Source organism: Sinobacterium caligoides (genome assembly GCF_003752585.1).
In the GTDB taxonomy this organism is placed as follows: domain Bacteria; phylum Pseudomonadota; class Gammaproteobacteria; order Pseudomonadales; family Sinobacteriaceae; genus Sinobacterium; species Sinobacterium caligoides.
In genome coordinates, this window is record NZ_RKHR01000005.1 from 152662 (window position 1) to 178282 (window position 25621).

The 25621-nt window shown below is 46.3% G+C and carries 17 protein-coding genes; 4 read left to right on the plus strand and 13 right to left on the minus strand.

The window, feature by feature from the left end; genetic code table 11:
- Positions 1-91: 91 nt before the first annotated feature.
- The 12 genes from EDC56_RS13005 to hrpB all read right to left on the minus strand — a co-directional run bounded on the left by EDC56_RS13005 (position 92) and on the right by hrpB (position 18474).
- Positions 92-1966, minus strand: a complete 1875-nt coding sequence (locus tag EDC56_RS13005; RefSeq protein ID WP_123713014.1) for a SurA N-terminal domain-containing protein — start codon at positions 1964-1966, stop codon at positions 92-94.
- A 96-nt stretch (positions 1967-2062) separates the two neighbouring features.
- Entirely contained in the window at positions 2063-2338 is a 276-nt protein-coding gene (locus EDC56_RS13010) for an HU family DNA-binding protein (RefSeq protein WP_123713015.1), read from the minus strand.
- Positions 2339-2485: 147 nt separating this feature from the next.
- Complete coding sequence (lon, locus tag EDC56_RS13015; protein WP_123713016.1) at positions 2486-4903, minus strand: endopeptidase La; 2418 nt, start codon at positions 4901-4903, stop codon at positions 2486-2488.
- A 133-nt stretch (positions 4904-5036) separates the two neighbouring features.
- A complete protein-coding gene (gene clpX, locus EDC56_RS13020; RefSeq protein ID WP_123713017.1) occupies positions 5037-6329 on the minus strand; it encodes an ATP-dependent Clp protease ATP-binding subunit ClpX in 1293 nt (430 codons plus the stop codon).
- 86 nt (positions 6330-6415) lie between these two features.
- The gene (clpP, locus tag EDC56_RS13025; RefSeq protein ID WP_123713018.1) at positions 6416-7057 is read right to left on the minus strand and encodes an ATP-dependent Clp endopeptidase proteolytic subunit ClpP; all 642 of its coding nucleotides are present in this window, start codon (positions 7055-7057) and stop codon (positions 6416-6418) included.
- A 127-nt stretch (positions 7058-7184) separates the two neighbouring features.
- The gene (tig, locus tag EDC56_RS13030) at positions 7185-8498 is read right to left on the minus strand and encodes a trigger factor (RefSeq protein ID WP_123713019.1); all 1314 of its coding nucleotides are present in this window, start codon (positions 8496-8498) and stop codon (positions 7185-7187) included.
- 224 nt (positions 8499-8722) lie between these two features.
- Complete coding sequence (locus tag EDC56_RS13035; RefSeq protein WP_123713020.1) at positions 8723-10048, minus strand: hypothetical protein; 1326 nt, start codon at positions 10046-10048, stop codon at positions 8723-8725.
- Positions 10049-10182: 134 nt separating this feature from the next.
- Positions 10183-11361: an acetyl-CoA C-acyltransferase FadA gene (gene fadA, locus EDC56_RS13040; protein WP_123713021.1), complete on the minus strand. Its 1179-nt coding sequence runs from the start codon at positions 11359-11361 to the stop codon at positions 10183-10185.
- An 18-nt stretch (positions 11362-11379) separates the two neighbouring features.
- On the minus strand, positions 11380-13539 hold the full coding sequence (gene fadB, locus EDC56_RS13045; protein ID WP_123713022.1) for a fatty acid oxidation complex subunit alpha FadB: 2160 nt from the start codon (positions 13537-13539) through the stop codon (positions 11380-11382).
- A gap of 161 nt (positions 13540-13700) precedes the next feature.
- On the minus strand, positions 13701-14750 hold the full coding sequence (locus EDC56_RS13050; RefSeq protein ID WP_123713023.1) for a beta-N-acetylglucosaminidase domain-containing protein: 1050 nt from the start codon (positions 14748-14750) through the stop codon (positions 13701-13703).
- Positions 14751-14783: 33 nt separating this feature from the next.
- The gene (gcvT, locus tag EDC56_RS13055; protein WP_123713024.1) at positions 14784-15896 is read right to left on the minus strand and encodes a glycine cleavage system aminomethyltransferase GcvT; all 1113 of its coding nucleotides are present in this window, start codon (positions 15894-15896) and stop codon (positions 14784-14786) included.
- Positions 15897-15990: 94 nt separating this feature from the next.
- Positions 15991-18474 carry an ATP-dependent helicase HrpB gene (hrpB, locus tag EDC56_RS13060; RefSeq protein ID WP_162844194.1) on the minus strand — a complete coding sequence of 828 codons (2484 nt, stop codon included), beginning with the start codon at positions 18472-18474 and terminating at the stop codon, positions 15991-15993.
- A gap of 121 nt (positions 18475-18595) precedes the next feature.
- Between hrpB and EDC56_RS13065 the strand changes: the two genes are divergently transcribed.
- Positions 18596-19414 carry a Stp1/IreP family PP2C-type Ser/Thr phosphatase gene (locus EDC56_RS13065; protein WP_123713026.1) on the plus strand — a complete coding sequence of 273 codons (819 nt, stop codon included), beginning with the start codon at positions 18596-18598 and terminating at the stop codon, positions 19412-19414.
- Here EDC56_RS13065 and EDC56_RS13070 read toward each other — a convergent pair whose 3' ends face one another.
- A complete protein-coding gene (locus tag EDC56_RS13070; RefSeq protein WP_123713027.1) occupies positions 19415-21895 on the minus strand; it encodes a protein kinase domain-containing protein in 2481 nt (826 codons plus the stop codon).
- 186 nt (positions 21896-22081) lie between these two features.
- Here EDC56_RS13070 and tagH point away from each other — a divergent pair, with 186 nt between their 5' ends.
- From tagH to tssK, 3 genes are read left to right on the plus strand one after another with little or no spacing between them, the layout of a single operon-like run.
- Entirely contained in the window at positions 22082-23761 is a 1680-nt protein-coding gene (gene tagH / locus EDC56_RS13075; protein ID WP_123713028.1) for a type VI secretion system-associated FHA domain protein TagH, read from the plus strand.
- 18 nt (positions 23762-23779) lie between these two features.
- Positions 23780-24250, plus strand: coding sequence for a type VI secretion system lipoprotein TssJ (gene tssJ / locus EDC56_RS13080; protein ID WP_162844195.1), 471 nt, complete (start codon positions 23780-23782; stop codon positions 24248-24250).
- A 35-nt stretch (positions 24251-24285) separates the two neighbouring features.
- Positions 24286-25620: a type VI secretion system baseplate subunit TssK gene (tssK, locus tag EDC56_RS13085; RefSeq protein ID WP_123713030.1), complete on the plus strand. Its 1335-nt coding sequence runs from the start codon at positions 24286-24288 to the stop codon at positions 25618-25620.
- Position 25621 lies beyond the last annotated feature (1 nt).

Consider the following 25621-nt stretch of genomic DNA (forward strand, 5'->3'; position numbering starts at 1 on the left):
TTATTATTAGTCCCGCACTAGATTACATCCATAGACGGTAATTTTTAAGCAAAAAAAACCGCTCTAGGAGCGGTTTAATTAATACATAACCTTAAAGCGTCTCTATATCAGCCTCACGTTTTAGGGCCGCCCGAATATTGACTAAACTTTGACTACCATTGCTACGTGCAACATAGTTAGAGAAGTATTCTCTTTCCTTTGCTGATACAGCAGATATCTCCCCATCTTCGACCGTTGCTAACGATACGATTGCTATATCACCGGAGGCCAAGCGAACCTTCTCAAATGAACTTAACTTAACACGTGGCATAGTAAATAATGTTTTGGCTATTTCAGGAGGCAAACTCCCTGCAGCCTCCCTAGTCACAGAAGCAATTGTTTTCACCTCAAGCTCATACTGCTTCGCAACAGCGGCTAATGATTCAGCACTACTGTCGACAACCTTATCGGCCATCTCATCAAGCGCCAAGCTTAGCTTCTGCTGCTTAAGCTGTGCTCTGATCTCACTAGAAACTGAAGCTAGTGGCATTAGCTCAGCCTCAACATGCTTCTCGAGATGCATTACAACAGCATGTGTATCCGATATTTCAACAACCTCTGAATTATTGCCATCATTCAAAACATCAGCAGAAAAAGCTGCCTTAACAACCTCTGGGTTAGCGAAAATAGAAGCTCCGCCTTTACGCTCAAACAGCTTACTTGTTGAGACCTTTAGCCCAAGCTCTTCAGCAGGCCCCTTCAAATCACTCGCATTGAACGTATAATCTTTGAGCTCTTCAAGTAATTGAACATAGGCAACAGAGGCCTGATCCCGCTGAAGTGTTCGCTCAATTTCGTCACGTCGCTCTGCAAATGAAGCGGGTGTTGACTTATCGACACTAATCACCTTAATCAAGTGGACACCATCATCAGTCACTACCGGCTCAGACAACGCTCCTGCATCTAAGCTAGCAATTGCTGTTTCGAAAGCTGGCGGAAAGGTGTCGCCAGTGGTAACACCTAGGTCACCGCCCAGAGCAGCGGAACCAACATCTTCAGAAGCCTCTTCTGCAACGCTAGCAAAATCCTCTCCTGCATCAAGCCTGGCTTTAATTGCTACTATTTTCTCTTTTGCTGCAGCTAGATCGGTATCATCATCTAAAGCGATCATGATATGCGCGACATGACGCTCCGTCACTGCCTTTTCTTGCGCCAACTGCTGCTTATACTGCTCTTTTAAAACATCTTCAGCAATGGGTTTGAAAAGGTCAGTAATATTAAGCTCTATATAGCTAACAGCGACCTTCTCTTCCGTCATAAATGACGACTTATTGTCAGCATAATAACTTGCCACTTCGCCGTCAGATACTTCGACCTGATCACGAACCATCGCCTCAGGTACAACAACATACCCCCCAGATCTTTTCTGTTTCAGTAACTTAGAGGCAGCATCAAGCTCAGCCGCGGTCGCAAAATCAGAACCTGCAATACCATTGCTATATTGGTTCATCAATAGCTGGCTGCTTAGAAACGCCTTATACGTCGTAGGAGTAAAGCCCGCTGACCTCAGGATGGCGACAAATCTATCAGTGGAGAACTTTCCATCTTCCTGAAAAGCAGGGTCGGCAACGATCATCTTATCAAGCTGACCATCAGCAATCATAAGATCCTCAGTACGCGCTTGCTGCAATAGAATCCTGTCATCAATTAACTGATTCAGCGCTGGCGTGCGCAATATTTTGGCATCAAATTGACTCGCATCAAAGCCTTCGCCAAACTGACTCTGCAGTCTTTGCAACTGCTGGTTCATCTCTCTATTAACATCAGTCTCTGTTATTGCCTCACCATTAACCTTGGCGACCTCCCCACCTTCCGGTGCACTACTGAATAAAGAATCTATACCAAATAAAGCAAAGGGAACGATCATAATGCCGATTATTATTTTCGCCATCGTTCCTTGAGAATTATCTCGAATATTTTGAAGCATTACCCACCCTCAACAAGCTATAAGCTGTATAACCAAACTACAGATAAAAAAAAAGCGTATCGTATGATACGCTTTTTATAACACTGAAGACAGCAATTAGCTGTTAACAGCGTCCTTCAATGCCTTACCAGGCTTGAAGCTTGGGATAGTTGCAGCTGCAATTTGAATTGGCTCACCAGTGCGAGGGTTGCGGCCAGTACGCGCAGCACGCTCTTTAACGCCAAAAGTACCAAAACCAACAAGCACAACTTGCTCGCCTTTCTTCAATTCCTCTGCAACGCTATCGATCATCGCATCTAGTGCACGACCGGCAGCGGCTTTAGGCAAGTCAGCTTGAGCAGCAATGGCTTCAATCAGCTCGGATTTATTCACAGTATTCCCCTTCTAAAATTACTTACGTCACGTCTTTAAAAACATTAAAATTAGCTCTCGCTAAAACTAAAGCGACGAGTGTTGAGTGAACTTATTCACCACTCTTTATACCAAGCGCTAGAATGGCGGTCAAGCTACTCACACGCCTCAATGTGTACTAATTATGCCGTCTGCAGGTGAATTTGATTTACCTCCAACAGGACGGTCCCAACCAGCCATATATTCCTCATCAGTTATTGACTCTGGCATTTTTTCAAGGGCCAATTCCAGCACTTCATCAATCCATTGCACAGGGTGAATGTCTAAAGCACTCTTGATATTCTCAGGAATCTCTTTGAGATCTCGCTTATTGTCGAAAGGTATGATCACTCGCTTGATGCCCCCTCGGTGCGCAGCCAACAGCTTCTCTTTCAACCCTCCAATAGGCAGAACCTCACCTCGTAAAGTTATCTCCCCCGTCATTGCCACATCCGCCCTAACAGGAATGTTAGTCAAAACCGAGGTCAAAGCCGTACACATACCGATACCGGCGCTTGGCCCATCTTTCGGTGTCGCCCCTTCAGGTACATGGATGTGAATATCATACTTTTCATGGAAATTTGCAGGAATGCCTAGCGCTTGAGAACGCCCGCGTACGACGGTGGTAGCCGCCTGTATAGACTCCTGCATCACATCGCCTAATTTACCTGTCTTTACTTGTCGACCTCGACCAACTATTGCTGCAGCCTCAATAGTCAGCAACTCACCGCCGACAGATGTCCAAGCAAGACCAACAACCTGACCTACCTGGTTTTTTTCTTCTGCCTTACCATAATTAAACTTCTGAACACCTAAGTAGTCTTCAAGGTTCTCTGAAGCAACAGAAACCTGGTCTTGCCCGCCATCAAGTAAGAAAGATTTAACAACTTTGCGACAAACTTTCGCAACTTCACGCTCTAGGCCTCGTACGCCAGCCTCACGCGTATAATGACGAATGACCTCTCGTATCGCGCTCTCACCTAAGTCGAGCTCCGCATCAGCTAAGCCATTCTTTTTTAGCTGCTTTGGTACGAGATAGCGCTCTGCTATATTTACTTTTTCATCTTCGGTATAGCCTGGGATACGAATGACTTCCATGCGATCCAGAAGCGGACCAGGAATATTCATCGAATTTGACGTACAGACAAACATAACCTCAGAAAGATCATAATCAACCTCTAGATAATGATCATTGAAGCTATTATTTTGCTCAGGATCGAGAACTTCTAACAAAGCAGAGGCTGGATCACCACGATTATCCATACCCATCTTGTCTATTTCATCTAAAAGAAACAGCGGATTACGCACCCCCACCTTAGACATTTTCTGAACAATCTTGCCTGGCATAGAGCCTATATACGTTCTTCTATGACCACGAATCTCCGACTCATCACGCACACCACCCAGGGCCATCCGCACAAACTTTCGGTTTGTCGCCCTAGCGATAGACTCCCCCAAGGATGTTTTACCAACCCCCGGCGGACCCACAAGACAAAGTACCGGACCATTAAGCTTTTTCACCCTCTGCTGAACGGCCAAATACTCTAAAATACGATCCTTAACCTCTTCCAGGCCATAATGATCACTATTCAAAACCTTATCGGCTTTAGCTAAATCATGACGTACCTTGGAGCGTTTCTTCCAAGGGACCCCTACCATCCAATCAATATAGCCTCGAACAACTGACGCTTCTGCTGACATCGGCGACATCATTTTAAGCTTATTAAGTTCAGCCAGCGCCTTCTCTTTCGCTTCCTTAGGCATACCTGCAGCTTCAATTTTTGCTGCCAACTCCTCGGCTTCATTGGGGACTTCATCCAGATCTCCCAACTCCTTCTGGATAGCCTTCATTTGCTCATTGAGATAGTACTCTCGCTGACTCTTCTCCATCTGTTTTTTAACTCGCCCGCGAATACGCTTTTCAACGTTAAACAGATCTATTTCTGAATTCATCAAGCCCATTAAAAACTCAATACGCTCCTGCGTCTTAACTACCTCGAGAATCTCTTGCTTCTGACCAACATCCAGAGAAAGATGTGCCGCAATCGTGTCCGCCAAACGGCCTGGCTCATCGATACCGTTTAATGATGTCATCACCTCAGAGGGGACTTTTTTACTCATGCTGACATATTGATCAAACTGAGCCAGCAAAGTTTTAACGAGAAGCTCTGATTCCCGGGCTGACAACTCCTCTGCCTCTAATGCAGTAACATCAGCCTTAAAAAAACCATCGGACTCAACAACAGAGCCTACTTCAGCGCGACGCCCCCCCTCAACAAGCACCTTAACAGTACCATCGGGCAGTTTTAACAACTGTAGAACAGTGGAAACAGTTCCAATCGAATAAATATCGTCAGCGCTTGGGTCATCTTCTGATGCGTTTTTTTGCGCAACCAAAAGAACCTGCTTATCCCCTTCCATCGCATGCTCTAGAGCTGCAATAGATTTCTCGCGACCAACAAAAAGAGGGATAACCATCTGTGGATAGACCACCACATCACGTAGCGGCAACAGGGGGATATTATGAATAAGATTTGATTCAGACATTGGCACTACCTCAGCTCTAACATGAACTTGGTCGACAATAAAACAACATTATGATTACAGCAGTAAAAAAACTTTATCTCTGCCCTGAAAAGGCAGAGAACAATACGCCCCACAGAGCAGGGCGCTACAATAGTTATTCTTTAGGTAAAGCTTTAGCGGGCTGCTCAACTGCTTCGTAAACAATCAAGGGCTCAGACTCCCCTTTGATTACAGCACCGTCAATTACCACTTTACTAACCCCCTCTTGAGAAGGGACATCAAACATCACGTCAAGCAACACGGCCTCCAAAATAGAGCGTAAACCACGAGCCCCTGTCTTGCGCTCCATAGCTCGCAACGCTACTTCGCTCAACGCATCCTCTCGAAAGTCGATCTCAACATTTTCCATCTCAAACAACTTACCATATTGCTTGATAAGTGAGTTTTTCGGCTCTGTAAGAATTTTTATCAATGCTGCTTCGTCAAGCTCCTCTAACGTTGCAACCATTGGCAAACGACCAACAAATTCAGGAATCAAACCGTAACGAATTAAATCCTCTGGTTCTAAGTCCTTAAGCAACTGACCAACATTGCTCTTTTCATCCTTACTCTTAACCTCAGCCCCAAAACCGATCCCGCCTTTTTCAGAGCGATCTCGAATAACTTTGTCTAGGCCAGCAAAAGCACCCCCACAAATAAACAATATATTTGAGGTATCTACCTGCAAAAACTCTTGCTGAGGGTGTTTACGACCACCTTGCGGGGGGACCGACGCCACAGTACCTTCGATAAGCTTGAGTAATGCCTGCTGCACACCCTCACCAGAAACATCACGTGTAATGCTCGGGTTGTCGGACTTTCGAGAGATTTTATCGATCTCATCGATGTAAACAATACCCTTCTCAGCACGCTCCACATCATAATCACACTTTTGTAGAAGCTTCTGGATAATGTTTTCAACGTCCTCACCTACATAACCCGCTTCAGTAAGCGTTGTTGCATCGGCAATTGTAAAAGGAACATTGAGCAACCTAGCTAGAGTTTCAGCCAATAGCGTCTTACCACTACCAGTAGGACCGACAAGCAAAATATTGCTTTTACCTAGCTCAACCCCGTCTTTCTTGAGGTTGCCACTGTATTTAAGCCTTTTGTAGTGATTATAAACAGCGACGGCCAATACTTTCTTAGCTCTTGGCTGACCAATAACGTAATCATCCAATGTACGGCTGATTTCTAGAGGAGACGGCAAACCCTCTTGGTCGTCTTCGCTGGTACTCTCCTGTACTTCTTCGCGAATGATGTCGTTACATAGATCGACACACTCATCACAAATAAAGACTGACGGTCCGGCGATTAGCTTTCTCACCTCATGCTGACTTTTTCCACAAAAGGAGCAATACAGCAGTTTTCCGCCGTCCTCACCCTTGCCATTAGTCTCGTCTGTCATCTAATACCTCATCATCTATATACTTTACGCATCTATGTCTTAAGAGATAAGGACTCTCAAGACATATTACAAGTGTCGACACAATATTATTGTGCCTCACCACGCTGACCCACTACCTCATCGATCAAGCCATACTCTTTTGAGGCCTCAGCACTCATAAAGTTATCTCTCTCAGTATCACGCTCAATCGTCTCAATGTCCTGGCCAGTATGCTGAGCCATTAATGCATTAAGCTTTTCACGGATGATAAGTATCTCCTGAGCCTGAATATTAATATCTGTCGCCTGCCCCTGGGCTCCACCACTAGGCTGATGAATCATCACTCTAGAGTTTGGTAGTGCAGAACGTTTACCTTTTGCACCACCAGCCAAAAGAAACGCCCCCATGCTGCAAGCTTGACCCAAGCACATTGTCGTCACATCAGGCTTAATAAACTGCATCGTATCGTAAATAGAAAGACCTGCAGTCACTGATCCGCCTGGTGAGTTAATATACAAATGAATGTCTTTGTCAGGGTTTTCAGACTCTAGAAAAAGCAACTGAGCAACAATCAGGTTGGCCATGTAATCATCGACAGGGCCTACACAGAAGATGACGCGCTCTTTAAGTAGACGCGAGTAGATATCATACGAGCGCTCTCCTCGGGCAGATTGCTCGACTACCATAGGGACCAGCCCTACATTATTTACAGTGTAATCGACATTAGCGTCGGCTTTATAATTAGACATGGCTGTTCGTTATTCCTATCAACACAAGAAGTTATAGATAAAGTATTCTACACCCACAAAAAAAGCAAGCGACTACCCCATGCAGTGTAGCCGCTTGCTTTATTTATGCAGAAGATTTGAAGATTTATTAAGCCGCAGGCTGCTCTTGCGCAATAACGTCTTCGTAGCTCTGAGCTTCTTCTGTAACAGTAGCCGCTGCAAGGATGGTTTCAACAACCTGATCTTCTAGCACTGCAGACTCAACAGCCTGCAGTTGCTCTTGGTTGCCATAGTAGTGTTCAACAACCTGCTCTGGCTCCTGGTATGTAGAAGCAATTTCCTCGACCTTAGCACGAACCTTGTCAGCATCAGGACTAATCTTCTCAGACTTAATAACCTCACCCAGCAACAATCCTAAGCGCACACGACGCTCAGCCTGCTCAGTGAACATGTCGTCCGGCAGGATCGACTTATCAAGACCTTGTGCACCCGCACCAAACTGCTGGAACATTTGATTACGCAGAGTTTCAATTTCACCAGCGACTAACGCCTTAGGAACATCAACCTCATTTGCCGCCAAGACAGCATCCATAACCTGAGTTTTGACCTTGTTGTTCGCTGCGTTTGCTAGCTCACGCGTCATGTTGGCCTTCACCTCAGCTCGAAAACCTTCTTCACCAGCGTCCGCAACACCATATTTAGCAAAGAACTCTTCGTTTAGCTCTGCCTCAACACGCTCACTAACAGTGTTCACAGTAACCTTAAACTCAACAGCAGCACCCTTGAGCTCTTCGTTATGATAATCTTCTGGGAAGCTCAGCTCGAGAGTCTTTGTGTCACCAGCAGACAGACCTTCGATGCCAGCTTCAAAGCCTGGAATCATGCGGTTAGAGCCAAGCTCTAGATCACTTGCCTCAGCGCTACCGCCGGCGAACTCTTCTCCGCCTTTAGTGCCGACATAGTCGATGTTAACTTGATCGCCTTCAGCAGCTGCACGCTCAACAACATTCCACGTACCTTGCTGTTTGCGGAAGATCTCGATCATCTTCGCAACATCAGCATCATTCACCTCTGCAACAGGCTTAGTGATTTCAATAGATGAGAAGTCAGCAAGCTCAACGCTCGGGTAAACTTCAAATACGGCAACATATTCGAGGTCTTTACCCGCTTCTATTTGCTTAGGCTCAATAGCAGGCTGACCAGCAGGCTGCACCTTCTCTTGTGTAACGGCTTCGTAGAAAGATTGGCTCATGATTTCGCCAACAACTTCCTGACGAACGCCAGCACCGAAACGTTGCTTTACTACCTTTGCAGGTACCTTTCCTGGGCGAAAGCCATCCAACTTCACTTGCTTGCCAGCTTTCTTAAGGCGGGTATCTACTTCAGCATCAATACGCTCAGCAGGAACACTAATAGTCATACGGCGTTCAAGCCCTGAAGTAGTCTCTATAGAAACTTGCATTGAAAATCCTCACGTGCCGGCAACTACGCATGGTTGCTCGGCCGAATATCTATATGTATTAATACGCCCAGTCAAACATAGTCGGCGCAATAAAGAATTAATGGCCTTACTTATCGCTGGATTTATAAGAAATAACGCCACAGGCTAGAAATAACAGCCAACAGTCTTATTAAAGCGGTCGGCATAGTGCCATAACACGCACCAGTGTTCAAGCCTCCAGCCCTCTACTTATGCGGTTTAGGCAAACATATCAACGCACTGACACTTCCCTTCAATGACTTGATAACCGTTGAGCTTGTCGTTGCAACACTTAATGCCGCCTCTTCGTGCTTTAACAACAAATTACCGAGCATTAAGTCACCCGCCACCGCCATAACAATGACGTAACGCCTGTCATTCTCTAGCACCACCGATTCATTAGCCTCAAACTTGACCCTTACTACAAAAAAGTCATCAAAATCTACAATAACCTCACCTTTCGGGCCTTTCGAGAAGCAATACTCCGAGAAGTCGTGCGAATCATCCGCCTGCAACCTCATCAACTCTATAGCGCGCTTAGAATCCCACTGCTCTTGTGTCAGCACTTTCTGTGCGAACGAGACGATCAGGCGCTCATAAACTGGCGTCTGAAACTCTACTGTACGAACACCATGCTGCAGCGCATGAGGAACCAAGCAAGGGATTTTAACGACATCGCCTAAGCTCAAGGGCTTAACCGCGATGCACTCGTTCATCTTACGCCTAGCCTCAGCCTCCTCACAAACCAACTCACGTGGCAACAACGACAACCATCGCCTCAACGTCTTAGCGCCTACAGGGGCATTAAGATCAACCCCCTCTTCACGCCTCATCCCATCTACCAAAACGTCAATCGACCGCCTTACCGCTCTATAGTCTCGGACGACAGCAGCAAAGAAGTCTTTGAAAGATTGCTCATTATCATGCTTAGCCAGCACTGACTCTGAAAAACCTAGATTAATACCTCCGACGCCGTCAGGCCATGCTGCTCCATCCACATGAGTCACGACATAAACTTCCTGCTTCTTTTCATGAAGCTCAAAGTAAAGATCGCCAAAAACAGGGGTTGGCAGCGGGTCTAATATCTTCAGCAAAACCAATTGTGATTGACAGCTGAATTTAGCCGGAAAGAGTGATAACAACCAAGGTATGGGCAGTTCCCCACCCTTTTGAACGAAACCACAGACCCCACGCCTTTCGACGCCTGTGTACCAAATCTCCTGCCCCCATGGTTTTGCTATATATCTAGGAGATAACTTTAGCGGCTCCGAAAAGTCAACCTCAACGCCACCTAGCTCGTGAAGCGCCTCCTCGAAGCCCGACTCAGCACTTATCTTCACCGCATTATATTCAGCCAAGCCAATACGACACGACCCGACCTCAAATGAAACAACGGCAACAACAGGTGCACAGAACCCTATCGCCTCACAATCAAGATCCTGCTTCAGTAAGAATACTCCACCAGCCTGTTGGTTATGCAAGATGAATTGCTCAACGCAAGTAACAAGACGGTATGGCAGCGAATTTGGCATTTATCAACCCAGAAACTAGAAAAACTTCGCCATGATAACAAAATCATGCCAAATAATAACCATGAGAACAGTCGCCACACTAGAGACAAAAAAGGCGGCCATATAGGCCGCCTTTTTAAACACAAAAAGCTTACTTACTTAAGTCGCTCAATGATTGTACTAATACCTTGACCTAGGCCGATACACATTGTCGATAGGCCGTATTGGCCATCACCCTGCTCCATAACATTAAGCAGTGACGTCGTAATACGAGCACCAGAACAGCCAAAGGGGTGCCCCAAGGCAATAGCGCCACCATTAAGGTTAACCTTTTGATCCACATGATCTAAAAGTTCAAGGTCTTTTAATACCGGAATTGCTTGAGCAGCAAACGCTTCATTTAGCTCAACAAAATCAATATCAGACATGGCAAGGCCCGCACGAGCAAGCGCTTTATGAGTCGCTGGAACAGGACCATAACCCATAATTGACGGATCAACACCTGCAACAGCCATACCCTTAATGCGAGCACGAGGCTTCAAACCTAAATCCTTGCAACGCTTACCAGACATAACCAGCATCGCACTAGCACCATCAGCAATCTGCGAAGACGTACCAGCCGTCACCGTGCCATTACGCGGATCAAAAACTGGACGCAGCTGCGACAAGCTCTCTACTGTTGTTTCAGGTCGAATAGTTGTATCAACCTTAATCAACTTACGCACACCATTGTCGTCATGCCCCTCAATAGGCACCACTTCATTGGCAAACCGCCCCTGCAGGGTCGCTTCATGCGCCAACCGATGAGAGCGAGCACCCAACTCATCTTGCTGCTGGCGACTAATACCATGCAACATTGCCAGTGCTTCGGCAGTCAAACCCATCATGCCCGCAGCCTTCGCTACGTGCTTACTTGCCTGAGGATTTGGGTTCAAACCTTTGTTCATTGGCAGGTGACCCATATGCTCCACACCACCGATAACAAACACATCACCATAGCCTGATGCGATAGACTGCGCAGCAATGTGCAACGCAGACATTGATGAGCCACATAGACGACTGACGGTCTGCGCCGCAGAAGTATGAGGAATCACCGTCATCAACGAGATCATTCGGGCGATGTTCCAACCCTGCTCTTCCGTCTGATTAACGCAACCCCAAATTACATCTTCAACCAACGCCGGATCAACGTCAGGGTTTCTTGCCATCAACGCATTGATGAGATCTGCAGACATATTTTCGGCACGAACGTTACGGAAAACACCGTTCTTTGAACGTCCCATCGGGGTCCGCACACCGTCTACAATGACGACATCATTATCTAAAATTGTCATTTCATACTCTCCGATTAATTACTCGCCCGCACCGTAAAAAGATTGACCTGAAGCCGCCATTTGACGCAGCGAATCAGTCGGTGTGTATAGCGCACCCAGGTGAGCAAAGCGATCGGCCATTTCACAGAATGCCTTTGCACCGATACTATCAACATATTTCAAAGCACCACCACGGAACATTGGGAAGCCAATACCCATAATAAGCGCCATATCAGCCTCTGCAGCAGTGGCGACAATTCCCTCGTCCATACAACGCATCACTTCATTGACCATCGGCACCATGACACGTGCGATAACCTCATCCGCCTCGAATTCCTTAGTGAAACCACCAACAGACTTAACAAGCTCAATGGCGTCAACACACTCGACTTTCTTAGACTTGCCACGACGATCAAGCTCATACTTGTAGAAGCCCTTGTCGTTCTTCTGACCAAATCGACCCGCCTTAAACATCACATCGACAGCGCTTTGCTTGTCAGACTCAAACTGCAGGCGATCAGGGAAGGCATTAGCCATAACACTACCTGCGTGATCAGCCGTATCAATACCGACAACATCGAGCAGATACGCTGGCCCCATTGGCCAACCAAACTTTTCCATAACCTTATCAACCTGACGATAATCAGCACCCTCAGCAACCATCAAGTTGAATCCGGCGAAATAAGGGAAGAGCACACGGTTAACAAAGAAACCAGGACAGTCATTAACTACTACCGGCGTCTTACCCATCTTCACGGCATAAGCTACAGTACGAGCAATTGTTTCTTCAGAACTTTTCTCACCACGAATGACCTCAACCAGAGGCATCGCATGAACAGGGTTGAAGAAATGCATACCACAGAAGTTTTCTGGGCGCTCAAGGGCTTCAGCCAAACGAGTAATCGATATCGTAGAGGTGTTCGAGGCCAAGACTGCGTCTTTATTGATATGCTGCTCGCATTCAGCAAGTACAGCCTTCTTAACATTCTCGTTTTCTACAACCGCTTCTACAACGATATCAATCTCTTCGAAATTGCCGTAGTTGAGCGTAGGGTGAATGTTGTTAAGAACATCGCCCATCTTATCCGCGCTCATGCGTCCACGATTAACACGCTTGGCAAGCAAGTTCTTTGCTTCGTCAAGCCCGAGCTGGATACCCGCATCATTAATATCTTTCATCACGACAGGCGTGCCTTTAACGGCAGACTGATAGGCAATACCACCACCCATAATGCCTGCACCCAAGACTGCTGCCTTAGCGACAGGGGCCGATGAGGACTTGTAGCTCTTAGCGATCTTCTCAACTGACTGACTGTTAAGAAACAGCTGTACTAGTGCGCTTGAAATTTCGGTCTTCGCAAGATCTACAAAGAAACTTGCCTCAACCTCAATAGCTGCTTCGCGATCAAGATTCGCACTCTTTTCCATAGACTTAAGAGCAGCCTTCGGCGCAGGGAAAGGCCCCGCCTGAGGGATAACAACCCCTTTAGCCGAAGTAAACACCATCATTCGCTCAATATCATTAAGCTTAAGAGGTGAACGCTTTTCTTCTTGACGGGCAACGTAATCAAAATCACCTGCGATGGCATCGTTTAACATCGCAAGAGCCGCATCTCGAACAAGCTCAGGCGCTACAACAGCATCCACAACACCGTAGGCAAGCGCTTTGTCTGCGCGGTATTCATTACCGGTACACACCATCTCTATCGCGTTATCTGCACCTATGACTCGAGGAAGTCGTACGGTACCGCCAAAGCCCGGATTAATACCCAGCTTGACTTCAGGCAATCCTACCTTCGCGGTAGCCGCCATTACGCGGAACTCACAGGCAAGCGCCATTTCCAGGCCGCCACCTAGGGCAACACCGTTAATTGCACACACTTTGGGGAAGGCTAGGTCTTCGAAATCATTGAAAACTTGATTCATTTGAAGGTTGCCGGTCTTAAGGTCCTCTTCTGACCCCGCGAACAGGACGGCAAACTCGGTGATATCAGCACCGGCAATAAAGAGCTCCTTACCACTAGTAACGATAAGCCCTTTTACACCCTGCTTTGATTTGAGCAGCCCAACCACTTCCGCAAACTCGGTCAGAGTGAGCGAGTTGAACTTGTTGACGCTCTCTCCCTGAAGGTCGAACTTTAACTCATAGATGTCGTTCTCTAAAGACGACAAACTGATGGCTTTACCCTGAAAACTCATAAAACACCTCTCATACAAGGGCGCTGTTTATTATTCACTGCTTAAGTAAGGCTATAATGCTCACCTAAGATAAGCAGCACCACAAACTCAAAATCTATTTCAATGCTCTAATCTTAAAAGCTGGCTAGGATGTTAACAGTGATAACTCATTTTACAAGTGTTTATTCAGTTAAACACGCCGGATCGAACACATATTGACCGTTTAACCACTCTTTGACCTCTTCCACCCCGGGTTCATCAAGCGCCATCATGGTCTTTAATAGTAGCTGCTTATTTCGTTTATCTAACGAGCTCAGGCCTTCAACTTGAAACACCTTGATGTTATCCATAAGAAACTTTTGCAAAGCCAGTGAGGGCTGCCAAGACTCTGCAGTATGAACTTTGCCCGCACCAAAAAGCTGTTTAGCGAGACCGGACAACGGTAGCGCCGAAAGAGCGGCTTGATTCATCGGATTCGCCAACAAGCCGGCCGTATACTCCAAGCAGTCTCTATTTTCTGGGGAATCTATATGTAGGAAGTTACTCGTGATTCGACCGTCATTAACGGGATAGTTATCCCATATCAGCGGCTTACGCCCCAGGCGCCGTTCGACATCAAGCAGGTGTTGAGAACTATATTCTTCGGAGCAAACCCTCTCACCTGTCCAAAAAACCTCAATCGAACGGTCCAACCCCACAGCAAAGTCTTCGAGATAATTAGCAGGCATCGCGCCAAAAACCTTCTCTAAAACAACATCATCAGAATAGTACGTCGGGCATACAATCAGCTTTGACGCAGTAGTGCGCCCGGCAATGTACTCTATAATTTCGCGCTGCCTGGCTGCCAGACCCGGCACATCTCCACGCATATCATCAAACAGAATACAAAAAACATCGGGACTTAACTGGTCAATTTGCCGCAGCTTATCATCCAGCAAATCCTTGCTTGGTTGATCAAACCGGCAATACAGCTCAAATGGAGAAAAGCCAAGACCAAAGCGTACACCTTGCTTACGATAGGCTTGCCGTAAACTCTTAAGCGCTGTGAGCTGTGAGTTTGGCCACGGCTCACGCCAGAGCTTGCGCAACCAAGGGTCGGACTTCGGTGCATATATATAGGTATTAAAGCCCTGATGAGCCAAAAAACGCGCATAGCGCTGGCGATACTGCCAAGACCAAGGCCGACCGTAGAACCCCTCGATAACACCTGTAATCTTGTCGTTAAAAGCCATTGCAGAAAACTCCACGCCATGCTGATTTTCTAACTAACCACGATAGTAACGCTGTGGTACAAACGGCATTTTACTAACAGTAACGGGTACCTTTTTACCCCGCAGCAATGCAAACACCTCTGTCTCCAATGCAGCATGAGCAATATCAACATAGCCCATCGCCACCGCCTTGCCAAAAGTACCGCCAAACCCTCCCGATGTAACAACGCCAATTTTCTTATCTTCAGCACTGTATAGCTCTACACCTTCCCGGATTGGGGCCCGCCCTTGGGGTAATAAACCAACACGTTTTTTACTAACGCCATCAGCAATCTGCTTAAAAATAACATCTGCACCGGGAAAGCCACCTTCTCGCTCACCACCAGGGCGGCGATTCTTGGAAATCCCCCACAGTAAGGAGCCCTCAACGGGTGTCGTTTCTGTCGTCAAATCATGCCCATACAAGCAAAGGCCTGCCTCCAAACGCAACGAGTCCCTCGCACCTAAGCCAATTAACTCAACCTCCTCATGCGCCAACAACGTCTTGGCAAGAGTGTCTGCATGGGCACTGGAAACAGAGATCTCATAGCCATCTTCGCCGCTATAACCCGACCTCGTCACGAAACAGCTTTCACCCAACAAATCGAGATAACGCCCCTGCATAAAGACCATATCAGCAGCATCAGCACACAGCGCTGACAAAACCTTTGCCGCAGACGGCCCCTGAAGCGCAAGCAACGCTCTATCCAAAACTTCTACTTCGACTGACTCAGGCATCGCCCCTTTAATCAGCGCTATATCCTGCTGCTTACAAGCAGCATTAACGACAACTAACAGACCACCCTCAATAGCACAGACCATTAAATCATCAAGAATGCCACCCTTTTCATTAGTGAAAAAAGCATAGCGTTGTTGGCCGGGCTTTAAGCCGATAATGTCGACTGGAACAAGTTTCTCGAGCGCTGCTGCAGCGGCTTCACCGGTTAACTTAACCTGCCCCATATGCGAAACATCAAAAAGACCTGCTTTTTCACGCGTCTGTAAATGCTCTTTCAAAACACCTAATGGGTATTGTACAGGCATGCTATAACCCGCAAACGGCACCATCTTTGCCCCCTGCTCTACATGCAAATCAAACAAGGCCGTTTTATTCAGTGTATTAGTCATAAATTCTATCTCGTATGCAGACGCGTAAAAACCTGCCGTTTTATAGCAGTTTTACCTCAGCCTAGGCAAGCCAAGATACAGCCGAAAAGATTAATTATCTTTTGCTTTTAACTCGCGTCGTTGGCTCTGCCTGCAGAGGGTTCTCAGGCCAATAGTGCTTGGGGTAGCGCCCTCTCATCTCCTTGCGCACATCGGCATAGCTTCCTTGCCAGAAACCCGCCAAATCTCCTGTCAGCTGTAAGGAACGCATGGCCGGCGACAACAGATCAAAAGCCACGGTTAAGCGCCCATCAAAAACCTTCGGAGTATCCGCAACACCAAACACATACTGCATCCTTACCCTAACAACCGGCCCAGCCTCTCCCGTGTAATCAATTTCACTACTTGTCCCCACCGGCCAGCTAAGCCTACGCGGCAGAAGACGCTCGAGAGATGATTGTAACGACCAATCTAAAAGTGTCATCAACGCCGCCCCCCAATTACACGCTTGCAGCCTTTTTAAGTTAAGGCAGGAACCAACATAAGGCCTAAACCACAGGTCAAGCTGCTGCATCAACCATCGCTCATCAAATGGCGGGCAACTCTCAGGCGAGTACTGATGATAGATCTTTAGCCGAGCAAGTAACTGGGAAACCTCTTTAGACTCGTAAAGACCTGTGATGACAAGTCCTTTCGTCAGCACATAGTCACACCAATATTGAGCAACTACCTCTTCATCAAGTCTTCCTAATGAGCTTTCTTTAACGACGATTTCACCAAGCTTTACAACTCTTTTACCTCGAAGTGCGCCTGTCGCCTCATCAATACTCGTACTGTCATTACTTGTCATTTTTATATGGCGCTGCTGCAGAACAAACTTATGATCAAGCGACCAATACAAGCCAATGCTATTTCGACCATTAATCGATAACAGCTGCGGTACGACAATCCACTCGCAAGCTACCCCTCCTCGACGCAATTCGGCCCCCTTCCCTGTCGCCAAGTGATAACGTCCTCGCTGATCACGACATCGAGCAACTCTATCTGGCCATGCCTTAAGCAACAGGTCTGATATACAACCTGTATCAACACCATCTTCTCGCCACCGACAACCAAGGCGCACTGATAAACGCTTAATTACCTGCCTCACTCTATGTAGTCGCCCTCGGTGCGCAACCTCGCCAGATCCCTTAACGATATCAACTCGCCTCATAAGGTCTGTATCAACGACACCATCTCTAGGCAGAACAAGATCAGCTTCAGAAAGAATGGCCGCTAATGCTATCGCTGTCGTTAGCGCATTATCATCAGCCTTATCTTTTGCATAAACCAACATTGCAGAAATTCTAGGCTCAAAACCTAAACCAACCATCTCCTCACCAAGCGACGTGACAGAAAGCTTATTGAGAGCACCAATAACGTTCAATGCCTCTTCTGCGGCTAACAAGTGCTGCGCGGGGGGCGTGTCCAACCAGGAATATGCAGAAGTACATGCGTCGCCCCACACTGACAGTTCTAATAAGAATGGCGACAAGTCACTTCGAAGAATCTCTGGTACCTCTGACGATCGCATCACCTTATCTTTCGACCAGCAGCGATAACTTATTCCCGCCATCGTCCGTCCCGCTCTTCCAGAACGCTGATCTGCCGAAGCCTTTGATATCACCTGCGTCGCAAGCGTTGTGATACCACTCGACTGATCATAATCTGACTGCCGTTGCAGACCACTATCAACCACAGCTGTCACACCATCAATAGTCACCCCGGTTTCAGCAATGTTTGTTGACAATATAACTCGTTGCTCTGCTGTCTTTTCAATAGCCTTCGCTTGTTCATTGGCCGCAAGGTTGCCATGCAGCGGCAATACATCAACAGAAATATCCGCCAGCAGTGCCTGCAACTTATTAATCTCAAATAAACCTGGAAGAAAGACAAGGACATTACCCTTAGTCGACTTTAAGGCGAGACGAATAACAGACCCAATATGTTCCAATAAATTCTGCTGCTGCATCCCAGATCTCACAGGATGGTATTCAATCTCTACCGGGTAGTTACGCCCCTCCGACTTAATCATGGGGCACCCACCAAGCAAGTCAGACACAACCTCTGCCTTCATCGTTGCTGACATCACTATTAGCCTAGGCCCGTCACCCTCCTCGTGAAACAACGCCAAGCTATCAAGGGTTAAAGCGAGCGCAAGATCAGCAATCAAATTCCGCTCATGAAACTCATCAAATAAAACCGCAACCCAGCCATCCATAGAAGGGTCTGCCTGCAACATCCTTAAGTAAACACCCTCTGTCACAACAACTATTGTTGAGTCATCATGACAGCATGTTGACAACCCCGTCCTATAGCCCACTGTTCGGCCAACACCCTCGCCGAGTAGATCAGCCATCCTAATCGCCGCCGACTGCGCCGAAAGCCGCCTCGGCTGAATCACCAAGATTTTCCCTTGTGCGCACCAAGGCGCCTTTAGTAGCTCAAGAGGGAGAATGGTGGTCTTGCCCGCCCCTGGGTCTGCTACAAGCACCAGGCGGCTTTCTCGGTCAAGAGACTCAAGAATTTCCGGAATGACCGCCGAAATAGGAAGAGACATAAAATCTACCGCTATAGAAAAAGAACGAACTACACTCAATTTATCACCCATCAACTTGGGGCAACGCGTATTTTACTGTAAAGTAGATAAATAAGTATAAAATCATGGAAAGATTTGAATCATGCATAACATCGACCGTACACATACAGCCATCAATGGTCGCACTGATATTGGCCTAGTACGCAGCGAAAACGAAGACAGTATTAGCTGGTATAGCGATCCTAACCGCCCTTTCTCTTTTATAGTAATAGCCGACGGCATGGGCGGCTACCACGGCGGAGCAACTGCCAGCGCCATAGCTACCAGTACAATCGATGAAGAACTAAAAACACTCGTCAACACCACATTTTTCCATTGCAGCCCAGATCAGCAAGTACTTATGCTGCAGGCAAAACTCAATCAATCTATTAAGCTTGCAAACCAAAGAATACTCGAGCGCAAGAGTATTAACCCCGATCTCACCCAGATGGGCACTACCATCGTTTGCGCCCTAGTCTGGCAACAGAATTTGATCATCGCCCATATTGGTGACTCACGTGCATATCTCTGGGATAAGCGAGGTCTTGCCCGTCTCACCAAAGACGACTCAATTGTTCAGCAGATGATTGATGAGGGACGACTCACTGCAGAAGCCGCCAGAGAAAGCAAAGTACGAAACCAACTAACAAAAGCTCTTGGCGTCACTCTGGATGTCGACCCGACACTCAATTGCTTCTCAATAAACCATGACAGCATTCTAATGCTCTGCTCCGACGGGTTAACCGAATACGTAAATGACGGCTATATTGAAAGGCTGCTCGCCACCTATCGACCTGCGCTGGAATGCTGTTACAGGTTTATTGATGACGCCAATCATGCTGGCGGAAAAGATAACATTAGCGTTGCTATTGCAGAGATAAATTGCACCGTTCAACAACAAGTGAAAACGGCGCTAACTTGATCAGTTAACCGCCCTTGCTACCCTAAAACCAGTTACTTCATCCGCCACACCTGTATGTGCACGCCTAGTGGTCACCAAACATTCACTCATAGGATCTTTACGGCTACCTCCAGCCGCCCATAATTTCCCACCCCTCAACACCAACTCTTGCGCATTACCTACAGCATTAACTAATCCATAACCATTTCTCTTGCCCGTGCTTATTGGAATTAGTTCGAAGCCCTTCTCGATACCCGCATACTTTAGAAAACAGTTACGATCAGGGTCGGCCGGCTTCGACCTCCCCTTTGCAGCTACAAGCCAATGCTCATAACTCGGCAGTGAATATTTGAAACCACTCTCTGAAGTTAGCCACGCAAGGTACCGCTTAATTTCCACTAACGACACGCCAGTAACGGGCCGGTTATTGTCTGGGCGACGCGGACAACCTGCCTGACGACAAAAATGATTATACTCCGCATTGCTTACTTCATATTTGCCTATTGCAAAGCGTTTTCCACCATCAGCCACGACGACCATTACCGGAGATTCTCCACCTTGTTGAAAGCTATCGCGGCAAACCAATCTATTACTCCTGCCACCACTCCCCGGATTAAGATGAAGGCAGCTATCAATTTTCGCTTGAGCCAACTCAACACTATCAGGAAATAACTGACGCGATTGCACTAGCCACTTATTAGACACATCCGCTGACTCAAGCTCCTTACTCCGTATGCATTTCAGCAAGCTGGAAGCATAACTGTTTCGGTGCTGCTCATAACTCTTCTTCGAAAGCGCTGCTAATTTGCCAACAGCCTCTGCCAACCTTCCATTTATATCTAGCCCTTGGCAATTTAAAGATTTATCGACAGTCAACAAGGCACTTGCCAGCCTCTCCCTGCTTATTCGTTGCAGCCTAATACGCTCTTGCTCTTGCTGCTCTCGCTGCAACAGCGCCTCATCTTTCAACTTTTTTTCCTCTGCCATAGCAAGCTGATACTGCGCCGCTTGCTTCTTCGCCTCCATACGCTGTAGCTCAATTCTACGCTTAGCAGTTAACTGCTCCCGCGCCTCTTGCGCAAGAATAGTTGCCCCCCAAGACTCAGAACGTGCAATATACTCTTCCGCCTGTTGCAGCTCGCCTTTATTTAACCGCTGAGCAACGGCATCCAAATAAAGCGTCATTAAATCCGACCTAACTGACAATGGGAAGGCCGTATCATCAGGAAACGCTTTAGCGTATCGCTTTAACTGGGACTCGATTTCTTTATCCCATACTAAAGTTAATTCTTTGGCATTAAGTAACCCTTTTAGCTTATCGTGAGCTAATTTTTGCTCGAACTTATGACTCATGTCAGCCTCAATATCACTACGAAGAACCTCTGTATCCACGCTTGTCACCGACTGATACACGCCGCCAGAAACCGCCAAAACAGCAACCGTAACGGCGCCTATTATCCAGCTGTTTCCTGTAGAGAAAAATTGATGCGCAAACTCCTCAACGGTCGCCGTTCTTTTTCCTCGTTCAAAGCTCAACGCTTTAGAGAGTGCGCGCCATTGCCTACGACTCAAGCACTTGATGCGCTCAGGCTTTAAGTTTTTCTCCTTCGCCTCGTTAGCGGGAAGTTTACCAAAGGGGTGAACCCCCGCGAAAAGCTCGTACGCCACACAAGCCAACGCATAAAGGTCATCATCTGTTGACGGCTCTAGCCCGAGCAACATTTCATAACTTGCATATGCAGGAGTCAATGCCCCTAGCGTTGCAGCATCAAACAAAGTCGTAACGCCAGTCCCTTTTAAAACTCCCTGGCTCGAAACAGCGCGAGCAATACCAAAATCAAAAACCTTACTCCCACCGTCGCTTGTTACGAATATATTTCCCGGCTTAAAGTCCGCGTGAATTATATGGTTATTGTGGGCGTAAATAAGAGCATTAGATATTGAACGAAGTATTCTACAGCCAGCCTCTAAGCCAAGACCATGCCCCATTTCCCTCTGTAACAACTCATCGAGAGGCTCACCCTCCATATACTCCATTGTCATGAAAACAGTATCACCGTCTCTATCAAAATCATAAACAGTAACAATGCTTGGGTGAGCTAATTGCTGGGATTTACGTGCCTCACGCTGAAGGGAAATAAAAGCGTGAGGGTGTTTTTGAAAATCACTATTCAATACTTTAATAGCAACACTGTGATCTCTATCGTTGGCCTCAACTTTACGTTGATCAACCGCACGATAAACAGCCCCCATACCTCCCGCCCCCAACAACTCTTTGAGTTCAAATCGGTTATTTAGCGTTGCAACAGTATCTGTTTCGGCCGCCACTGAGCCACTATCTTTCTGCCCTCCCATAAAAACAGTTTTATCTTCACTGGCTTGGGCCTGATGTTCGACCACAAATACTGTTTTATCTTCAAGCTCATCAACGCAATCTTTCGCGGTTGTTGATACACCAACAAAAACTGTTTTATCATCACAAGTCGTATTGTTATTCGACATAAATAGAGTCCATTCATAACACAGTGGCACACCCAAACTCGGGTGATAATGAACAATTTTAAATGGAATATATTCCAACAACAAGCTAGAATGGCAGCTGTATTTCAGCGAACATGGAATTAATTGCTAATTTTTACCTCTATTAACAGTAGCTTTAACGCTACCAAAAGATGAGCTAAGCAATAAATGGATTTAGTATTAACAGTTACAGATGGCCCCAAAGAAGCCAACATGACCGGCCACACAAAAACCTTTACAAGCGAGGGTGGCTGTTTTGGGCGATCGACCGAGAACGACTGGATGCTTCCCGACCTAGACCGCGTCGTCTCATCAACACACGCTAGGATAGAATGGAAAGATAATAATTTTAAAATTATCGACGTTAGCACAAACGGCACATACATAAATGACGCAAAAGAACCAATAGGAAGTCAAAACAGCCGCGTACTGAATAAGGGTGATATTCTTCTAATTGGTGACTATCGTTTATCTGTTGATATCATCAACACTAACCCAGCCCTTCCCTCCGGCCTTGAGTCAGTTGATTTTCTCGATCAGACAGATAAAACACAGTTTTCCAACGCGACACCTATCGAACGAAATAATGCAGATGATGATTTCGATAGCTGGTTATCGCCACCCCGGAATGAGGAATCCCAACAAATTACGCCCGCACTATCTGAGCAAGATTCCTGGGGAACTTCCAGCGCAGAGACTACACCTCTTGCAAGCAATAATTTGCAGAGTATTACACAGCACAATCAAAATAATCCATTCGCCACACCAGCGTCAATACCAGCTTTCAGCAATAATGACCCAATAGGCTCCACGCTAGGCCTCTCTTCTGGACAATTGGGTAGCGGAGCTAATTCGATGACCGCTTCGAGTGCCATGAACAGCGATGACGATTGGTGGAACAGCGAACAAGAACACTGTGATCCAATGTCGCAATCAATACAGGTGCCTGCACATCAGCCCCCCCCATCTCATGGGCTTGCTACACAGAATAATAGCTTACAAGAAACAAACAACATATCACCAGACAATCTTCCTAAAGCGCCAGTAAATCAGGCTATTCCACCTCAAGCGGCTACAACAACACAAAACACAGCTTTTCAGACAGCACAGTTTGAACAGCCTTTTATCACTCAACCGCATACTACCGCCTCCAATCAAATACCTAGCGCCCCATTAGGTCATGTGCCTCAGAGCCTTACCCGCAGAGACGCGACTCAGACGCCAACATCTCCTGCAGAGGATCACACCAAAGCTAATAGTGCTAATCAGCAGATAGCCAAGGATTTTGGCCTCTCAACTTTAAATGAACAGCAGCTCGAAAGTCTTTCTCCAGAGCTAGCTCTTATTGTAAAAGAGACCCTCAATCGTTTAATCGATTTGCTTAGGGCTCGCAGTAGCATCAAAAATGAGTTACGAGTTGATCGCACTATGATTGAAACAAATAATAATAATCCACTTAAATTTTCAGCCTCTGCTGACGATGCTCTTTCCGTGATGTTTAACGGGCAAAATAGTACTTTCATGTCACCACATCACGCTATTAGTGACGGCTTTGATGATATATCTGATCACCAAGTTGCCGTAATGTCCGGCATGAAAGCAGCTTATGAAGCTATGTTAGAACAGCTTTCACCAGAGAAAATGCAAGCAATCGGCGAGCAACAAATAAAGTCAGGATTACTAAGCAATAAAAAAGCCCAGCTTTGGGACCTTTACCAAAACCGTTTTCAAACTCTTCGCGCCGACAACGAACAATGTTATAAGCTGTTATTTGGTGATTTCTTTTCTAGTGCTTATGAAAAGCAGCTCGCCGATTTAAAATCAACAAGAAGCCTTACAAAGAAATAATATTTTAGGATGCACATAATGAAACGACTCAATATTTTACTTGCAGCAATCTTAATCTCACTCGTAACTACTTCTTGTACTAAAACACGCTCAATGCTTAATTTAGATACAGTCGCATCATTTGAAATAGAGGCTAGTGACAACTTAAACCCTGACCATGACGGCAGAGCATCACCACTTACTCTACGCATATATAAACTAAGTGATAATCGTCAATTTTCTAGAGAAGAATTTATAGATCTATACCGCAACGCTAACCAATTACTAGGAAATGATCTGATTGACACCATTGTCTTGAAAGAACTTGTCCCTGGCGAACAACGCGTTGAAACAATTGAACTTTCCTCTGAGGTGCGCTTCCTCGGCATACTTGCAGAGTATTCACAGTATGAAAAGTCTCGTAATGTAATATCCGTCCCTATAGTGGCCCACAGCAAAAATAAATTTGAGCTACTTACTCAAGAAGACGCTATTGTCTTAAAAAAATAACGCTCTAGTCGCATTTACTACAGGGAAAGTAAGCTATGTCAGCTGGCAATAAAGTCATCTGGAGTGAGGGAATGTTCCTTCGCCCACAACATTTTCAACAACAGGATCGCTATATGGAGCGATTTGTTGATGGCCGATTTAAGGCTATGGGAGCTTATAACTGGGGACTCAACTTACTAAAAATTGATAAAGAGCCGATGAAGCTCGGAAAAATATCTATCTCCGAAGCAAGCGGTGTTTTCCCAGATGGAACACCTTTCAATGCCCCCGACTTCGAAAGCCTACCCAGTGTTCTTGAAATACCAGAAAACACCTCAAATCAGCTGATCTACCTCTGTATTCCACTTCGCCGCAATGGTGCTGTAGATACTTGCGCCAGCGATGATGAAACAACGCTTGCCCGATACAGAGTCAGCAAATTTGAAGCAAGAAACTCGGCTTCTAGTGGTGCAGAAAAAACTGAAATACAAATAGGGAAGCTCTGCTTAGAACTAAAACTTGAAACGCAAGATCGCAGTGGCTATGTCAGTATAGCTATTGCTAAAGTTATCGAAAACAACATCGAACAACCGATTAAATTAGACCAGGATTTTATCCCTGCAACCATTGACTGCAACATTTCAACAATTCTTCGCGGCTATTTCGACGAGCTCAACGGTATGCTTAAACAACGTGGCGAGGCACTAGGTCATCGCCTTGCTGATAGCGGCCGCTCAGGCTCTGCTGAAATTGCTGACTATATGTTACTTCAGCTTGTAAACCGATTAGAGCCCCTCACCGCTCATCTTGCCAAACTTGAGACTATCCATCCCCTAACATTTTATAGTGAACTAATACAAATGGCTGGTGAGCTCGCGACATTCACAACAACACAAAAGCGACCTCCACTATTCCCAAATTATCAACATGATAACCTACAAGAGTGTTTTTACAGGGTATTCAGCAGCCTACGCCAACAACTTTCTATGGTCCTGGAGCAAACAGCAGTTTCATTAAACTTAACGCAAAGAAAGTATGGGATTTACGTAGCGCCTATAACAGATCCAAGCTTAATTTCTACATCAACATTTGTCATTGCTGTTAGCGCTGCAATGCCAAGTGAAGCTGTTCGTACGATGCTACCAACACAGTGCAAAATTGCACCTGTTGAACGGATTAGAGAGCTAATAACAACTCAACTTCCCGGAATGATGCTAAGACCACTTCCCGTTGCACCTCGACAAGTACCTTATCATGCAGGCTTTAATTACTTTGAGATAGATCGTAACTCAGAGTTATTTGCCCAACTAGCAAGCTCTGGCGGTATAGCGGTTCATCTCAGCGGGGAATATCCTGAGCTAACACTCGAGCTATGGGCTATAAGGGACTGAT

Coding starts and splice junctions, on each gene's coding strand:
- EDC56_RS13005 (WP_123713014.1), bottom strand. CDS start 1,966: ATGCTTCAAAATATTCGAGATAATTCTCAAGGAACGATGGCGAAAATA.
- lon (WP_123713016.1), bottom strand. CDS start 4,903: ATGTCTGAATCAAATCTTATTCATAATATCCCCCTGTTGCCGCTACGT.
- clpX (WP_123713017.1), bottom strand. CDS start 6,329: ATGACAGACGAGACTAATGGCAAGGGTGAGGACGGCGGAAAACTGCTG.
- clpP (WP_123713018.1), bottom strand. CDS start 7,057: ATGTCTAATTATAAAGCCGACGCTAATGTCGATTACACTGTAAATAAT.
- tig (WP_123713019.1), bottom strand. CDS start 8,498: ATGCAAGTTTCTATAGAGACTACTTCAGGGCTTGAACGCCGTATGACT.
- EDC56_RS13035 (WP_123713020.1), bottom strand. CDS start 10,048: ATGCCAAATTCGCTGCCATACCGTCTTGTTACTTGCGTTGAGCAATTC.
- fadA (WP_123713021.1), bottom strand. CDS start 11,361: ATGACAATTTTAGATAATGATGTCGTCATTGTAGACGGTGTGCGGACC.
- fadB (WP_123713022.1), bottom strand. CDS start 13,539: ATGAGTTTTCAGGGTAAAGCCATCAGTTTGTCGTCTTTAGAGAACGAC.
- EDC56_RS13050 (WP_123713023.1), bottom strand. CDS start 14,750: ATGGCTTTTAACGACAAGATTACAGGTGTTATCGAGGGGTTCTACGGT.
- gcvT (WP_123713024.1), bottom strand. CDS start 15,896: ATGACTAATACACTGAATAAAACGGCCTTGTTTGATTTGCATGTAGAG.
- hrpB (WP_162844194.1), bottom strand. CDS start 18,474: ATGTCTCTTCCTATTTCGGCGGTCATTCCGGAAATTCTTGAGTCTCTT.
- EDC56_RS13065 (WP_123713026.1), top strand. CDS start 18,596: ATGCATAACATCGACCGTACACATACAGCCATCAATGGTCGCACTGAT.
- EDC56_RS13070 (WP_123713027.1), bottom strand. CDS start 21,895: ATGTCGAATAACAATACGACTTGTGATGATAAAACAGTTTTTGTTGGT.
- tagH (WP_123713028.1), top strand. CDS start 22,082: ATGGATTTAGTATTAACAGTTACAGATGGCCCCAAAGAAGCCAACATG.
- tssJ (WP_162844195.1), top strand. CDS start 23,780: ATGAAACGACTCAATATTTTACTTGCAGCAATCTTAATCTCACTCGTA.
- tssK (WP_123713030.1), top strand. CDS start 24,286: ATGTCAGCTGGCAATAAAGTCATCTGGAGTGAGGGAATGTTCCTTCGC.